Raw genomic sequence first — 15,597 nt, 5'->3', positions numbered from 1 at the left:
TCTCTTCTACTTTCTTAGAGCTTCTTCACGCTGGTTCAGCATTTTTTGGGTAATCAGAGTTACCCCGCCCGGTGAAACGGTAAACCACTTCGCATCTTCTTCGGGGTTCTCGCCCACGACCAGGTCCTCAGGAATAGTAACATCACTATCGACCACGCACTTGGTCAGATGAGCGTTACGGCCAATATCGACGTGGGGCAGAATTACAGATTCAGTGACAGAAGCAAAAGAGTGGATACGGGCGCCGGTAAAGACCAGGGACTTCTCCACGCTTGCTCCCGAAATCACGCAGTCACCCGAAATCAGTGATTGCACCGCGGTACCGCGCCTACCTCTTTCATTGTGAATGAACTTAGCGGGAGGGGTAATCTCAGCGTAGGTCCAAATCGGCCAGTTTCGGTCGTAGAAGTCAAGCGGCGGCTCAAAGTCAGTAAGGTCGATATTTGCCTGCCAGAAAGAATCGATGGTGCCCACATCTCGCCAGTAGGGGCGCTTTTCTAGGCCGCTGGTGATGCAAGAATCGCAGAAGCGGTGGGCAACTGCCTTACCGTTCTCAACGATCTGGGGGATGATGTCGTGCCCAAAGTCGTGGGATGAGGTTTCGTTGGCGGCGTCCTCAATCAGTTTCTCGCGCAAGAAAGCCCAGTCAAAGATGTAGATGCCCATTGAAACCAGCGACTCGTCGGGATCCTCGGGAGTTGAGGGAGGGTCGGCAGGTTTCTCAAGGAAGTCAACGATCTGGCTGTTTTCATCAACCGCCATAACGCCAAAAGCACTGGCTTCTTCACGGGGCACGGTCAGGCAGGCGATGGTGACATCAGCATTGGTTCGAACGTGCTGCTCAAGCATGATCGAGTAGTCCATCTTGTAGATATGGTCACCGGCCAGCACCACGATGTATTCCACGCCGTAGTCATCAACGATGTCGATGTTCTGGTAGATAGCGTCAGCGGTACCCAGGTACCACTGGCTCTCTGAGACTCGCTGGCTGGCAGGCAGAATATCGAGGTATTCGTTGCGCTCTGCTCTAAAGAAGCTCCAGCCGCGCTGCATGTGGCGGATCAGCGAGTGCGCCTTGTACTGGGTTGCAACCGCCATTTTGCGAATGCCCGAGTTGTAGGCATTCGAGAGTGGGAAGTCGATGATACGGGCTTTACCGCCGAAGTGAACCGCGGGTTTAGACCGGCGGTCAGTGAGTTCCTCTAGTCGGGATCCTCGGCCACCGGCTAGAACGAAGGCCATAGCCTGGCTGGCTAGGCGGTGCGGGGGTAGTGTCGTGCCCTGTGCGGTATCAGGCTGACTCATGGGTGGTGTCCTCTACAAAATAGATAACTGAAAGGGGAGGAAGTTTCAGGAGCGCAGATTGTGCTTCGGTACCCATGGGGACGGGTTCTGTTTCGATAGCACCTGCGTGCCCGCGGTCGCCGCCGTGGTAATGAGCGGAGTCTGTGTTGAGCGCTTCAAGCCAGCGCCCTGGCAGGGGGAAAGGAACTCGGTAGCCGTCGCGTTCTACCGGGGTTAGGTTCAGGACTACCACCACGTGGGGGTCGCCGTCCTCTCCCCTGCGAAGCCATGCGTAGACCTGCTCGTCAACTGCGTCGACGAGCAGCCACTGGAATCCGCGCCCGTCGCAGTCCCGCCGGTGCAGGGCGGGCTGGGAGCGGTAGAGGGAGTTGAGATCTCGAACCAGGTTCAGGACGCCCGCGTGCCCGGGGTCATCGAGCACGCCCCAGTCCAGCTCCCCCTGGTAGGCCCACTCAGAGGGCTGGCCAAATTCTTGACCCATGAAGAGGAGCTTTTTACCGGGGTAGGCCCACATGTAGGCCAAGAAGGCTTTGAGATTACCCAGTTTTTCAGCGTGGCTGCCGGGCATACGCCCGTAGAGGGAACCTTTACCGTGAACGACCTCATCGTGGCTGATGGGCAGCATGAACCGTTCGCTGAAGATATAGGTGAGCCCGAAGGTCAGCAGGTCGGAGTGATACTTACGGTAGACCGGGTCTAGACCGAAATATTTGAGTGAGTCGTTCATCCAGCCCAGGCTCCACTTGTAGTCAAAGCCCAGCCCGTTGTGTTCGGTACTGCGGGTGACCCCGGGGAAGGTCGTCGATTCTTCAGCGATCATGACGGCCCCGTCGCAGTGACGGTTGACGGCGTCATTGGTGGTTTTCAGGAAGTCAATAGCCTCATAGTTCTCTACGCCGCCGTCCTTATTCGGTACCCACTCGCCGTCCTTACGGGAGTAGTTGCGGTGAATCATCGATGCTACGGCGTCCACGCGCAGCCCGTCGAGGTGATAATCCTGCAGCCAGTACAGGGCATTAGACCGCAGATGGCCAGCCACTTCCGGTCGGCCGTAGTTATAAATCAGGGTGTTCCAGTCGGGGTGGTACCCCTCTTGAGGGTTCTGGTGTTCGTACAGGGCGGTACCGTCGAACCGAGCCAGGCCGTGGGCGTCCGCCGGGAAATGCCCGGGAACCCAGTCGGCGATGACGCCGATGCCGCGCTGGTGGGCGGCGTCCACAAAGGACTGGAAATCGCGGGGCAGGCCGTACCGCACCGTGGGGGCGTACATCCCCACAGGCTGGTAGCCCCAGGAGCCGTCGAAGGGGTGCTCGGTAATGGGCAGAACCTCGATGTGGGTAAACCCAAGGTCCTCAACGTAGTCGATGAGATCGTGCCAGCCCTCAGCTTTCCAAGACCCTAGATGGACCTCGTAGACGCTCACGGGGGCATCCGGTGCACCCGCCTGGTCTCGGGTAGCCAACCAGTCGGCGTCCTGCCAGTCGTGGGCGTCAATATCGCGTACTACCGAAGCCGTAGCCGGTGGCAGCTCAGCACCGAACCCAACGGGGTCAGCTTTGAGAGGGAGTACGGTGCCGTGAGCATCTACAATCTCGTACTTGTAAACTGTGCCCTCGCCCAGGCCGGGAATAAAAATTTCCCAGACGCCGGTTGAGCCGCGTGACCGCATGGGGTGGGCGGTACCGTTCCAGTCGTTGAAGGAGCCCACCACAGATACACGGGAGGCATTCGGTGCCCAGACGGCAAAGTGCACGCCCGAAACCTTCTCATGCTCCATGAGGTGGGCGCCAAGGGCGCGCCACAGCTGTTCGTGGCGCCCTTCAGCGATCAGGTACTCGTCCATCTCACCCAGCACCGGGCCAAAGCGGTAGGGGTCCTCACGCTCGACCTGCTTGCCGCTGGGCCATTCAATACGCAGCCGGTAGTAGGGAACGAGCTCACCCTCAAAGACCGGCAGATCAGCAACTACCCGAACGAGTTCGCTCTGGTCAGTGTCGTTGACAGCCCAGACTCGCTGGGCACCGGGTATGTGGGCAACAACCCGGCTCCCATCGTCACTGGGGCCAAGAGCCCGAAAAGGATCCCGGTGCTTTCCCGCAGCTATTGAGCGGGCTTCTGTTTCTGTGATACTCATACGATTCCCTTGGCTCCAGTGAAGATTGGCCTCTAGCTACAAGGCTGAGTCAATGCCCCACACTTCGGTCATGTATTCACGCACTGAACGGTCAGAGCTGAAGTAACCCATACGGGCAACATTCAGAACCGCCATGCGCTGCCAGCGCTCGGTATCGCGGTAGGCCTCCTCAACCTCCTGCTGGGCACGGTCATAGTCGTCAAAGTCAGAGGCGACTAGGAACCAGTCGCCGTTCCACATGTTGTCAACGATATGGCCGAAACGGTAGGGCTCATCGGGGCTAAAGGTACCCTCAGCTACCGCCTGCAGGATGTCGCGCAGAGCCTGGCTCGCTTCGATAGCGGCCCGTGAGTGGCCGGGCTGGGCACGACGCTGGGCAACTTCCTCGGTGGTCAGGCCAAAGAGGAAGAAGTTTTCTGCACCCACGTGCTCACGAATCTCAACGTTCGCACCATCGAGGGTACCGATGGTGAGGGCACCGTTGAGGGCGAACTTCATGTTGCCGGTACCGGATGCCTCCATACCCGCGGTCGAAATCTGCTCCGACAGGTCGGAGGCAGGAATCAGACGCTCCGCCATCGAAACGTTGTAGTTGGGAGGGAAGACGATGCGCAGCAGGTGGTTGGTCTCGGGGTCATTGTTGACGACCTCAGCCACATCGTTGATGAGCTTAATGATGTCCTTGGCGGTGTGGTAGCTGGGAGCTGCCTTACCACCAAAGATTTTGACGCGGGGTACCCAACCGGCATTGGGGTCACGCTTGATGCGCTGGTAGTGGGCAATAGTCCACAGTATGTTCAGCAGCTGGCGCTTGTACTCGTGCATGCGCTTGACCTGCGAATCAAAAAGGGAGTCCACCGGCAGCTCAATGCCGTGTTCTTCCTGCATCCAGTCCACAAAGCGCTGCTTGGCTGCCTTCTTGCTTTCACCAAAGGCCTTGAGGAAGGCAGGATCATCGGCGTAGGGTTCCAGCTCCTTCAGGCGCTCAAGGTCGGTCTCCCAGCCCTCACCGATGGTCTCGGTGATGAGCTGCGCCAGGGCAGGGTTAGCCAGTTTGAGCCAGCGACGAGGGGTGATGCCATTCGTGATGTTGACGATGCGATCAGGGTGCAGGGCATCGTGCACGGGGAACAGCTCGGTACGCACCAGGTCGGTGTGCAGGGCCGACACGCCGTTGACGCGGTGGCTGGTGGTAAAGGCCAGGTCACCCATATTGACCTGGTCGCCTGAAATCAGGCGGGCAGGGTGGGGTGAGCCTGCCTGAAGCTCCACGAACTTCTGGTCAAGGCGTTCGATAATTTGCAGGTGGCGGGGCAGCACATGGCGCATGAGCCCTACGGTCCAGCGCTCCAGCGCTTCGGGGAGCAGGGTGTGGTTGGTGTAGCCGAGTACCCGGGTAGCCAGGTCAGCGGCACGGTCAAAGTCGAAGCCGTGCTCATCGACCAGGATACGGATGAGCTCCGGCCCAGCAATTGCCGGGTGGGTATCGTTCATCTGGATAGCAACGTGGCGGTCAAGGTTCTCGAGGGAGTCATGCCCCACCAGGTGGCGGCGAACGATATCTTGAACGGACGCTGAAGTCAGGAAGTACTCCTGAGATAGGCGCAGCTGCTTACCGCCGTCGGTGGTGTCGTTGGGGTAGAGCACGCGGCTGAGACTGCGGGCCAGGGCTTCGGGCTCAGCAGCGGCGGCAAAGTCACCGGCGTTGAAGCGACCGAGGTCAAAGAGATCTGCGTTGGGAGTTGCTGCCCACAGACGCAGGGTGTTGGCCCAGGTGGCTCCGTAGCCTACCACGGGGGTGTCAAAGGCCTGGGCCTGTACGTGAGTACCGGGATTCCAGCGCAGCACACCGTTTTCTTCATAGATTTCGCCACCAAAGCCTACTCCGTAGACAGATTCGGGGCGGTCGAAGTCCCAGGGGTTACCGTGGGCAAGCCAGTTCTCGGGGTTTTCCTGCTGACGGCCATTCTCAAATGACTGCTCAAAGAGGCCGTGCTCATAGCGCAGGCCGTAGCCGTAGGCGGGGCAACCCACCGTAGCCATGGACTCAAGGTAGCAGGCAGCAAGGCGGCCCAAGCCGCCGTTGCCGAGCGCGGCGTCCGGCTCTTCATCGGCAACCGCGTTGAAGTCGATATCGAATTCGGCCAGAGCCTCAACGGCGATGTCGCGCACGCCGAGGTTGATAGCCAAATCCTCCATAAGCCTGCCAATGAGGAACTCCATGGAAAGGTAGTAAACGCGCTTGCGATCTTCTTCCCATGTGCGGCGTGTGGAGTTGAACCAGGGTTCAACGGCAAGATCTCGCAGGGTGTGCGAGAGGGCAATCCGCCAGTCGTAGGCGGTGGCATGCTTCGGGTCCTTACCGGTGGTGAACTGCAGGTGCTGCAGGAGCGAGGAGCGGAAGCTTGCTACTGATGGTTCGGGGCGATTGTGTTCTGCCATACACCCCATTTTAGTGTTCAGTTTTTGACAATTTTGTGCTGCGCAACACGAAACGCCGAAACTTCTGCGAGCATCTCTAGGTGTGAGACGTATCTATGTTGGGCAACACATGTAGCAGGGGTAGGTCGACTGTTAATAATAGACAGACGGCACTTTTACCCAATTATCGGTCTGGAAACTCCAGGCAAATTCCCAAGCCCCTAAGGCTCCCCTAGAGCAGGGTGGGCTGCTCCCCCGCGTCCGCCCCCGCCGCTCTCAGGTCGGCAATAGCGCGCTCAAAATCATCAAGCGATTCAAATGCCTGGTAGACGCTAGCGAAACGCAGGTAAGCCACGGTGTCGAGCTTTGAGAGGGGCTCAAGAATCGAAAGACCGACTTCATGAGCATCGATCTCGGCAATGCCCTTAGCCCGAATCGCCTCTTCAACCTCCTGGGCTAGCTTAGCCAGGTCGTCCTCCCCCACCGGGCGGCCCTGGCATGCCTTACGCACACCCGAGACGATCTTGGACCTGTCGAAGGGCTCGGTCACGCCGCTTCGCTTAATCACCGAAACAGCGGTGGTTTCAACGGTAGTGAACCGCTTGCCGCAGTTGCTGCACTGACGGCGGCGGCGAATTGCAGAGTTGTCTTCGGTGGTGCGTGAATCAACCACCTTTGAGGTGGAATTACGGCAGAAGGGGCAGTTCATGTGGTTCCTCCTAGCGTGCTTCTAGTTGGCCCGGGGTGCCGGTGAACCGGTACGAGCGGTGATGGCCTCACCGTGGGCGGGCAGGTCTTCGTCCTGGGCAACAGCAACGATGGCATCTCCAATTTCAGCCAGGGCACCTTCGCTGTAGTTGATCAGCTGCACAGCCTTCATAAAGACGGTGGTGTTAAGCCCCGATGCGTAGGCAGCTGAACCGCCGGTGGGCAGGACGTGGTTGGACCCTGCCGCGTAATCCCCCAGGGGCACCGGCGAGTAGGGGCCGATGAAGATAGCACCGGCGTTGCGCACCCGCCCTGCCACTTCTTCTGCCTTCTCGGTATGGATTTCGAGGTGCTCTGCGGCGTAGGCGTCGGCTACCGCGATTGAGGCTTCGAGGCTGTCGGTGAGCACCACGCCGGACTGGGGGCCGGTCAGGGCAGTGGCCACGCGCTCGCTGTGCTTCGTCGCAGCGGCTCGTTGATTGATGGCGTCCTGCACGGCGGCGGCGAGGGTTGGGCTGTGGGTAATGAGGACGGACCCGGCGTTGGGGTCGTGTTCGGCCTGGGAAATCAGGTCAGCGGCAACGTAGTCGGGGTTGGCGGTGTCGTCGGCAATGACGGCGATTTCGGTGGTTCCAGCTTCGCCGTCCACACCCACAACGCCCTGCAGGGCTCGCTTGGCCATGGCGACAAAGATGTTGCCGGGGCCGGTGATGGTGTCGACGGGTTCAAGAACCTCACCGGCGTCGTCCAGCCCGTAGGCCATAGCACCCAGGGCACCGGCGCCGCCGATGGCCCAGACTTCGGTGATGCCCAGCAGTCCGGCTGCGCCCAGGATGGTGGGGTGGGGCAGGCCGTCGAATTCTTTTTGGGGCGGGGTGCAGAGCACGATGGAGCCGACGCCCGCCGCCTGGGCGGGTACAGTGTTCATGATGACCGATGAGGGGTAGACGGCCAGGCCGCCGGGCACGTACACGCCGGCGCGGCGCACGGGAGTCCAGCGGTTGGTGAGGACGGCCCCGGGGGCAACTTCGATGGTCTGGTCGGCGGGGCGCTGGGCGGCTGCAAAAGCACGGGTGCGCTCGATGGCGATTTCTAGGCCCTTGCGGACGCCCGGGTCGAGGTTCTCGACCGCCCGGTCGATAGCGCTCTGCGGTACGCGCAGGGCGCCCTGCTCTACTCCGTCGAAACGGGCGGAGAGTTCTCGCAGGTAGTCAGCGCCGCGGTCCTGGACGTTCTCGAGGATTTCGTGCACGGTAGTGAGCGCATTGCCCACGAACTCTGTGGTCTGGCGCGGGACGATACGGCGCAACTCTGCGTAGGAGTGGTTGCTGCCGCGCAGGTCGATAGTGCGCAGGGTGAAGTCTGCAGGTGCAGTGGAGTTCTGGGTATTGTCTGTTGTGCTCACTCTTTGATTTTAACGCGGCCGTCAAGCCGCAGCGGGTTAGGCCGGTGGGTTTTCCGGCTGGTGAGATTCTGCCGCCTTGAGTTTTTCTGCCACGGCCTGCCAGCCGGGCGGACGCTTACGAGCAGGCAGGGACTCGACCACGGTGAGGTAGGACTCGGCGATAAGCTCGGCTAGCAGCTCGCCAGTCACATCTGGGTGGGGCACGAGACTGTACCAGTGGGTTTTGTTCATGTGCCAGGCAGGGCACGCCGCCGGGTGGGTTTCGATGATAGCTGCAACGTCGGCCGGGTGGGCTTTGAGGTTGACCAGCTGGGTGCCGTCCTTCTCAGCTAACACCATGAACCATCTGCCACCCACGCGGGCGGCTTCGGCGTCGCTGCGGGAGGTGAAGCGGTAGAGCTCGGCTGCGGGCAGGGCCAGGGCGGACGCGGACGCCGCCTCGTAGAGGGCACGGGAGGTGGAAAGGGGCATGGCCCCCAGTTTAGTACCCCCGTTAAAGTGCAAGTGCCGCTGCAAAAAGCAACGGCACATGCACTTTTCCGATGGCAGCGACCTTACAGGGCTGCCTTGATTTCAGCTGCGCTCGCCGTCAGGGAGCCTACCTCGACCAGGCCGCGATCGGTTACCGCCAGTAGGGTGGGGTAATGGTCCACGCCCATCCCCAGCACCTGCTGCTGCTCGGCAGCAGCGCGGGCAGCGACGTTCGCGTCCTTCAGGGCCACCCGGACAGCCTCAGCATCCACACCCAGGCGCTCAGCCGCGAAATCATAGGCGGCCTCGCTCGAGAGGCTCAGCCCCTCCCGGTAGAAAGCGGCCTGCAGAGCCAAAACAGCGTCCAGGGCGCGGTCTTCACCCGCTACCTGGCGCAGGGCCATGAGCCCGCGGGCAGCGTCGTTCGAGTCCATGATAGTTGACCCTTCCGCCAGCATAGCCTCGTAGCCCTGCCCAAATTCCACCCCGGTCAGGGCCGGAATACGCGCATTCGCTGCGGGGATATGGCCATACTGACCGATGGGGGCGCTGCGGTCACCGGTGAAAAGAGCACCGTGACGCACAGTCAGGCTCACCTCGGGGTCAGCCGCCAGCTCCCGCACGGTCGGGCCAAAGCCGTAGCACCAGCCGCAGTAGGTATCGAGCACATAAACGAGTTCGCGCATACCGTTCCTCTCCCTTCTCGCGCCTGCTGGCCTACTTGCCCTGGGCAGCAGCTTCGTCGGCGGAGGCGACGGTGAAACGGGTGCCAACGTGGGCCGGGTTTTCGATTTCGTCGATGGCGGCGGCCGCAAAGTCCTGGGTTGAGACGAACATGCCGGCGGGTACGTCCAGCTCGGTGCGGTAGTCACCGGTGCGGGCGCCGGGGGCGATCATGGGTGAGGGGGCCAGGACGGTCCACTTGAGGTCGGTAGCTGCCCGGTAGTCGCCCAGAATCTCAGCAAAGGTCTTGGCTTCGGTCAGGTATTCTTCGGGGAAGTCGGGACTCTCCAGCAGCAGACCCTCGCTAGCGTTGAGGGAACCGGCGCCGCCGACGATGAGGAAGCGGCCGGTGGGGGCTGCCGCTATGAGGGCGCGGTGGGCGGCGATAGCTGCGGAGTAGTCGTCGCGGCTAGCAACGGAGATGACGGTTACCTCGGATGAGTTGATGATCTCTACCAGGGCCTCGGTGGTGGCCAGGTCGAGGGGCAGGGTGCCTGCTGAGCCGCTGCGGGTGTAGCTGGTTACCTGGTGGCCGCGATTCTGGGCTTCTGCAACGATTGCTGAGCCGACCATACCTGCTGCGCCGATCACTGAGATGTTCATGGGGTTTTCTCCTTGAAGAGTTGGTTTTCTGTATCGAACAGTTCTATAGTATGTTTTAGAAACCAATTACCTCAAGGTAACTATTAGGGGTTTTTAAAAAACTTTCAGAAAGGCCCACCGTGACATCATCGCCCCAGGTCAGCGCGGACGTCCGCCCCACCTCCCAGCCGGCAGCAGAGCAGCTGCCCGCCAACGTCCTCGACCAGAACTGCCCCTCACGCACCGTGTTGCGCCATCTCACCGACCGGTGGACTCCCCTGATTGTCACCGTGTTAGCAGACGGTGAACCGGTACGCTTCAAGGATCTCAAAAGCACCATCCAGGGGGTCTCCCCCAAAGTGCTGACCGAAACCCTGCGCTCGATGGAACGTGACGGACTGCTGACCCGCCACATCACCGCCAGCGTTCCCCCGCGCGTGGACTACCAGCTCACCGACCTGGGGCTGACCACCGTTGAGCCGCTCACCGCCGTCCGCCTCTGGGCAGAAACCCACCTGGAAGAGGTGCAGGCTAACCGCGAGCGCTACGACGCCGCCCAGGCTCTCTAACAAACACCCTTTAACAAAGAATGTGCCGCCCGGTTCCGAGTGCAGGAGTCTTACTCCCCCGCTCGACATCAGGCGGCACATCCGGTGCTTCTTAGCCTCCTAGAAATCCAGGCAGGCCGGGCCCAGCAGCACCTTGAGGTCACCAAAGAGGGCTGGGTTGGGGTTGACCCGCAGGTCAGCGCCTAGCCGGATCAGCAGGCGCTTGGTGCGGGTGGTCATCGCGATGCGCACCTCGGATTCGCCCTTATGATTCCGCAAAATATCGCGTAGCTGGCCCAGGGTCTCCTCGGTCGCCTTGTACTCGGGGATGGCGATAGTGACCGGGCCGCCGGTGCCGTCCGCTGAAATCTCGGGGATATTCAGCTCCTGGGCGCTCAGGGTCACTGACCCGTCATCACGGCGCTGCAGGCGGCCCTTGATGGTACAAATCAGGTCTTCGGCCAGCACACCGGCAATCGGCTCATAGGCGCGGCCAAAGAACATGACCTCGATAGAACCGGTGCGGTCTTCCATCTCGATACGGGCGTAGGGGTTACCCGAGTTCTTCGCGATACGGCGGGAGACGCTGGTAATCATGCCCGCGATAGTTACGATCGCCCCATCAGGTTTGACCGAATCCTCAGAGACCAGCCCCTGAATCGTGGAATCTGACAGCGCATCAAGGGCATCTTCGAGACCGCGCAGGGGGTGGTCAGAGACGTAGAGGCCCAGCATCTCGCGCTCAAAGTTGAGCTTATCGCGCTTCTCCCACTCGGGGACGTCCGGAATCTGTACCGCCAGCTCGTTCACCGGGTTATCGTCGTCCATCCCCAGACCGCCGAAGAGGTCGAACTGACCGGCGGCCTCCTGACGCTTGACCGAGACGGTCGCGTCGATGGCCTCTTCGTGGATCATGGAGAGCGGACGCCGGTCGTGGCCCAGCGAGTCAAAGGCACCGGCCTTGATGAGGGAGTCCACGGTGCGCTTGTTACAGACGACAATCGGAACCTTGGCCAGGAAGTCGTTGAAGTTCTCGTAGCGGCCCTTTTCTTCGCGAGCATCGACCATAGCAGAGACCACGTTGGCGCCCACGTTACGGATAGCGCCCATGCCGAAGCGGATATCGTCACCCACAGGGGTGAAGTTCAGGGCAGACTCGTTCACATCGGGCGGCAGCACCGTAATCTTCATGTGGCGGCACTCGTTCAGGTAGAGGGCGAGCTTATCCTTGTCATCGCCCACCGAGGTCAGCAGCGCCGCCATGTACTCCTGGGGGTAGTGGGCCTTCAGGTAGGCCGTCCAGTAGGAGACCAGACCGTAGGCCGCTGTGTGGGCCTTGTTAAAGGCGTAGTCAGAGAAGGGCAGCAGAATATCCCAGAGGGCCTTTACCGCCCCTTCGGAGTAGCCGTTATCGAGCATGCCCTGGTGAAAGGTGGCATACTGCTTATCCAGCTCCTCCTTCTTCTTCTTACCCATAGCGCGGCGCAAAATATCTGCCTCACCCAGGGAATAGTTAGCGACCTTCTGGGCAATCGCCATAACCTGCTCCTGATACACGATCAGGCCGTAGGTGGTATCGAGAATCTCCGCCAGGGGCTCTTCGAGCTCCGGGTGGATGGGGGTGACCTCCTGCAGACCGTTCTTACGCAGGGCGTAGTTGGTGTGGGAGTTCGCGCCCATGGGGCCGGGGCGGTAGAGCGCCAAGACCGCCGAAATGTGCTCAAAGTGGTCAGGCTGCATGAGCTTGAGTAGCTGGCGCATGGGCCCACCATCGAGCTGGAAGACACCCAGGGTGTCGCCGCGCGCCAGGAGCTTATAGGACTCGGCGTCATCCAGTTCCAGGGTTTCAAGGTCCAGGTCTTCGCCGCGGTTGAGCTTAATGTTCTCAATCGCGTCCGAGATGATGGTCAGGTTACGCAGGCCCAAGAAGTCCATCTTGATCAGCCCCAGCCCTTCACAGGTGGGGTAATCGAACTGGGTGATAACCTGCCCGTCCTGTTCACGGCGCATGATGGGGATAACGTCAATCAGGTCGTGGCTCGACATGATGACGCCCGCCGCGTGCACGCCCCACTGGCGCTTCAGACCCTCGATACCCTTCGCGGTCTCAAAGACCTTCGAAGCATCGGCATCAGACTCGATGAGGTCTCGCAGCTCCTGGGCGTCGTTATAGCGCTTGTCCTCGGGGTTGTAGACGTTGGCCAGGGCAATATTCTTGCCCATGACGTCCTCGGGCATGGCCTTGGTCAGGCGCTCGCCCGTGGAGAAGGGGTAGCCCAGCACACGGGAGGAGTCCTTGAGGGCCTGCTTAGCTTTGATGGTGCCGTAGGTGACGATCATTGCCACCTTGTCTTCGCCGTACTTCTCGGTCACATAGTGAATCACTTCAGAACGGCGGCGATCATCGAAGTCCACGTCGAAGTCGGGCATGGAGACGCGGTCGGGGTTGAGGAAGCGTTCGAAAATCAGGTCGTGTTCCAGCGGGTTCAGGTCGGTAATACGCATGGCGTAGGCGACCATGGAACCTGCACCCGAGCCACGGCCCGGGCCCACGCGGATGCCGTTCTCCTTGGCCCAGTTGATAAAGTCAGCAACCACCAAGAAGTAGCCGGGGAAGCCCATCTGCGAGATGATACCCACCTCGTACTCAGCCTGTTTGCGCACCTCGTCGGGCACGCCCTTGGGGAAGCGATAGTGCAGGCCGCGCTCAACCTCTTTGACGAACCAGGATTCCTCGTTTTCGCCCTCGGGCACGGGGAAGTTGGGCATGTAGTTGGCCTTGGTATTGAACTCCACGGAGCATCGCTCGGCGATTTCCATGGTGTTGTTACAGGCCTCGGGGTAGTCGCGGAAGAGCTCGTGCATCTCAGCCGGCGACTTGAGGTAGAAGTTATCGGCGTCGAACTTGAAGCGTTTGGGGTCCTGCAGGGTGGAGCCTGACTGCACGCACAGCAGCGCGGCGTGGGCCTTGGCGTCCTCTGCATGGGTGTAGTGCAGGTCGTTGGTGGCAACCAGGGGGAGGTTCAGTTCTTTGGCCAGCTTGAGCAGGTCGGCCATGACGTTCTTCTCGATATCAAGCCCGTGGTCCATGAGCTCGCAGTAGAAGTTTTCCTTGCCGAAGATATCGCGGAAGTCGCTGGCTGCCTGCATGGCCTCCTTGTACTGGCCCAGGCGCAGACGGGTCTGCACCTCACCCGAGGGGCAGCCGGTGGTGGCGATCAGACCCTTACCGTAGGTCTGGAGTAGCTCCCGGTCCATACGCGGCTTATAGAAGTGGCCTTCAAGCGAGGCCAGAGAGGACGCCCGGAACAGGTTATGCATGCCCTGGGTGTTCTCTGCCCACATGGTCATATGGGTATAAGCACCACCACCGGAGACGTCATCGCGCCCGCCCTCACCAAATTTCACGCGGGTGCGATCCTGACGGGCGGTACCCGGGGTCAGGTAGGCCTCCACACCGATAATGGGTTTAACCCCGGCGTTATTGGCCTTGTTCCAGAAGTCGAAGGCACCAAAGAGGAAGCCGTGGTCGGTGGTTGCCAGGGCATTCATGCCCAGCTGCTTCGAGTGCTCAAAGAGGTCGGTTAGACGGGCAGCACCATCGAGCATGGAGTACTCGGTGTGCACGTGCAGGTGGGTGAAGTCGGTGTTAGCCATGCGGGTTGCGTCCTTAGCGTCGGGCTCTAGAAGTTGCCCTCACGCAGGGTATCGAGAGCGTACTGAAGGTCAGGGGTGTAGGGACTTTCGAACTCCACCTGCTCACCGCTGGTGGGGTGGGTGAAGCCCAGCCGGTGGGCATGCAGCCACTGGCGGGTGAGGCCCAGATGCGCGCTCATGGTGGGGTCGGCCCCGTAGGTCAGGTCGCCCGCGCAGGGGTGGCGCAGGGCAGAGAAATGCACACGAATCTGGTGGGTGCGGCCGGTTTCAAGGTGCACCTCAACCAAGGACGCTGGCCCAAAGGCTTCGAGCACCTCATAGTGGGTGATAGCCGGCTTGCCGTCCTCGTTGACCGCAAACTTCCATTCGCTGCCGGGGTGGCGGCCAATAGGGGCATCGATAGTACCCTTGAGCGGGTCGGGTAGCCCCTGCACTAGGGTGTGGTAGACCTTGGTGACGGTACGGTCCTTGAAGGCCTTCTTCATGACCGAGTAGGCTCGCTCGTTCTTGGTCACAACCATCAGCCCCGAGGTTCCGACGTCCAGGCGGTGCACAATCCCCTGACGCTCAGCAGCACCGCTGGTGGCAATATCAATCCCGGCGTGCTTCAGGGCCCCAACAACCGTAGGGCCGTGCCAGCCCATCGACGGGTGGGCGGCAACACCGGTGGGCTTATCGACCACCACGATGTCGTCATCCTGGTAGACAATCGAAAAACCGTCAACCTGCTCAGCCTCAATCTGCGTTAGATCACGCGGCGGAGTGCCCGCAGCCTGCACGGTCATTCCCTCAAGCAGTTTGGACGAGGCCTTAGCCTTCACTCCCCTGCCCTTGGCATCGAGAAGCTGAACCTCGCCGTCCTTAACCCAGCTACTCACCGTTGTGCGCGACTGGCCGCTCAGCTCAGCGAGCAGGGCATCAAGCCGGGTACCGGCCTGGTCGGCTCCTACCACAAATGTCAGTTCAATCTTCTGAGACACTAGACCCCCACCTCGTTCTTCTTTGCCTTATCGGCTCGTACTTCACGCTGGCCGTCCATGCGGTAGCCCAGAAAAGTCAGCACAACAATCGCCGCCATTGATACACAGATTGCTGCATCGGCAATATTAAAAATCGCAAAATTAGGTACAGAAATATAATCGACCACGTGCCCGATGCCGAATCCAGGCTCACGGAAGAGGCGGTCGTGCAGGTTGCCCACAATGCCCCCTGCCAGGGTCGCCAGCAGAATAACCCAGGGCAGGGTCTTAGCCCGCACCACCAGGGTCAGCGTCACCAGGGCACCCACCGTTGAAATCAGGGTGAACAGCCAGGTAGACCCCTCGCCCATAGAGAAAGCGGCACCCGGGTTCAGGTAGTAACGCCACCAGAGCAAGCCGTCGATCACGGTGATGGTCTGCCCCACGGTCATGGTTATCTCTACCAGATGCTTGACCCACTGGTCAGCCCCGTATACCAGGGCAAACAGTGCCAGGGCCAACAGGGCCTTAGCCACCCCAGAAATCGTACGAACCGGCACCAAAACAGTGCCCTCCTGCTGGGTTTTAGCCACCGTACTCCCTGCCTTCAAACGTCAAAAACTGCACACACCAGCTTATCGCGTTCGGAACCTAGCCGGTACCACAGGTCGATATCTTAAACAT

At 60.6% G+C, this 15,597-nt stretch carries 12 protein-coding genes; 1 reads left to right on the top strand and 11 read right to left on the bottom strand.

Going from position 1 to position 15,597, the window contains the following annotated elements:
- Window positions 1-6: 6 nt before the first annotated feature.
- The 8 genes from glgC to L6963_RS05790 form a co-directional block, all read right to left on the bottom strand.
- Window positions 7-1,305: a glucose-1-phosphate adenylyltransferase gene (gene glgC, locus L6963_RS05825; protein WP_237195348.1), complete on the bottom strand. Its 1,299-nt coding sequence runs from the start codon at window positions 1,303-1,305 to the stop codon at window positions 7-9.
- On the bottom strand, window positions 1,292-3,439 hold the full coding sequence (gene glgB, locus L6963_RS05820) for a 1,4-alpha-glucan branching protein GlgB (protein ID WP_237195346.1): 2,148 nt from the start codon (window positions 3,437-3,439) through the stop codon (window positions 1,292-1,294). The genes glgC and glgB overlap by 14 nt, the downstream gene beginning before the upstream one ends.
- A 36-nt stretch (window positions 3,440-3,475) precedes the next feature.
- On the bottom strand, window positions 3,476-5,881 hold the full coding sequence (locus tag L6963_RS05815) for a glycogen/starch/alpha-glucan phosphorylase (protein ID WP_237195342.1): 2,406 nt from the start codon (window positions 5,879-5,881) through the stop codon (window positions 3,476-3,478).
- A gap of 211 nt (window positions 5,882-6,092) precedes the next feature.
- Window positions 6,093-6,569 carry a transcriptional regulator NrdR gene (gene nrdR / locus L6963_RS05810; RefSeq protein WP_237195341.1) on the bottom strand — a complete coding sequence of 159 codons (477 nt, stop codon included), beginning with the start codon at window positions 6,567-6,569 and terminating at the stop codon, window positions 6,093-6,095.
- A gap of 21 nt (window positions 6,570-6,590) precedes the next feature.
- Complete coding sequence (hisD, locus tag L6963_RS05805; protein WP_237195340.1) at window positions 6,591-7,973, bottom strand: histidinol dehydrogenase; 1,383 nt, start codon at window positions 7,971-7,973, stop codon at window positions 6,591-6,593.
- Between the two features lie 36 nt (window positions 7,974-8,009).
- Window positions 8,010-8,444, bottom strand: a complete 435-nt coding sequence (locus L6963_RS05800) for an MmcQ/YjbR family DNA-binding protein (protein ID WP_237195338.1) — start codon at window positions 8,442-8,444, stop codon at window positions 8,010-8,012.
- Window positions 8,445-8,527: 83 nt separating this feature from the next.
- Entirely contained in the window at window positions 8,528-9,130 is a 603-nt protein-coding gene (locus tag L6963_RS05795; protein WP_237195337.1) for a DsbA family protein, read from the bottom strand.
- 31 nt (window positions 9,131-9,161) lie between these two features.
- The gene (locus L6963_RS05790) at window positions 9,162-9,770 is read right to left on the bottom strand and encodes an NAD(P)-dependent oxidoreductase (RefSeq protein WP_237207185.1); all 609 of its coding nucleotides are present in this window, start codon (window positions 9,768-9,770) and stop codon (window positions 9,162-9,164) included.
- A 119-nt stretch (window positions 9,771-9,889) separates the two neighbouring features.
- On the opposite strand from L6963_RS05790, the gene L6963_RS05785 reads away from it, so the two are divergent.
- Complete coding sequence (locus L6963_RS05785) at window positions 9,890-10,318, top strand: winged helix-turn-helix transcriptional regulator (RefSeq protein ID WP_237207186.1); 429 nt, start codon at window positions 9,890-9,892, stop codon at window positions 10,316-10,318.
- A gap of 99 nt (window positions 10,319-10,417) precedes the next feature.
- Here L6963_RS05785 and dnaE read toward each other — a convergent pair whose 3' ends face one another.
- The 3 genes from dnaE to lspA are packed head-to-tail and all read right to left on the bottom strand — an operon-like array spanning window position 10,418 to window position 15,506.
- Window positions 10,418-13,954, bottom strand: coding sequence for a DNA polymerase III subunit alpha (gene dnaE / locus L6963_RS05780; RefSeq protein WP_237207187.1), 3,537 nt, complete (start codon window positions 13,952-13,954; stop codon window positions 10,418-10,420).
- A 26-nt stretch (window positions 13,955-13,980) separates the two neighbouring features.
- The gene (locus L6963_RS05775) at window positions 13,981-14,934 is read right to left on the bottom strand and encodes an RluA family pseudouridine synthase (RefSeq protein ID WP_237185426.1); all 954 of its coding nucleotides are present in this window, start codon (window positions 14,932-14,934) and stop codon (window positions 13,981-13,983) included.
- Complete coding sequence (gene lspA, locus L6963_RS05770) at window positions 14,934-15,506, bottom strand: signal peptidase II (RefSeq protein ID WP_237207188.1); 573 nt, start codon at window positions 15,504-15,506, stop codon at window positions 14,934-14,936. Before lspA ends, L6963_RS05775 begins: the two co-directional genes overlap by 1 nt.
- Window positions 15,507-15,597 lie beyond the last annotated feature (91 nt).

Origin of the sequence: Rothia nasimurium, from assembly GCF_928392795.1 — a bacterium.
GTDB lineage: Bacteria > Actinomycetota > Actinomycetes > Actinomycetales > Micrococcaceae > Rothia > Rothia nasimurium_F.
The sequence above is the reverse complement of the archived record's forward strand: the minus strand, read 5'-3'. Positions and strand labels throughout refer to the sequence as shown.

What these genes read in the sequence shown, in the direction of transcription:
- dnaE (WP_237207187.1), bottom strand. Translation starts at nt 13,954, where the DNA reads ATGGCTAACACCGACTTCACCCACCTGCACGTGCACACCGAGTACTCC.
- glgC (WP_237195348.1), bottom strand. Translation starts at nt 1,305, where the DNA reads ATGAGTCAGCCTGATACCGCACAGGGCACGACACTACCCCCGCACCGC.
- L6963_RS05800 (WP_237195338.1), bottom strand. Translation starts at nt 8,444, where the DNA reads ATGCCCCTTTCCACCTCCCGTGCCCTCTACGAGGCGGCGTCCGCGTCC.
- L6963_RS05815 (WP_237195342.1), bottom strand. Translation starts at nt 5,881, where the DNA reads ATGGCAGAACACAATCGCCCCGAACCATCAGTAGCAAGCTTCCGCTCC.
- glgB (WP_237195346.1), bottom strand. Translation starts at nt 3,439, where the DNA reads ATGAGTATCACAGAAACAGAAGCCCGCTCAATAGCTGCGGGAAAGCAC.
- nrdR (WP_237195341.1), bottom strand. Translation starts at nt 6,569, where the DNA reads ATGAACTGCCCCTTCTGCCGTAATTCCACCTCAAAGGTGGTTGATTCA.
- L6963_RS05795 (WP_237195337.1), bottom strand. Translation starts at nt 9,130, where the DNA reads ATGCGCGAACTCGTTTATGTGCTCGATACCTACTGCGGCTGGTGCTAC.
- L6963_RS05790 (WP_237207185.1), bottom strand. Translation starts at nt 9,770, where the DNA reads ATGAACATCTCAGTGATCGGCGCAGCAGGTATGGTCGGCTCAGCAATC.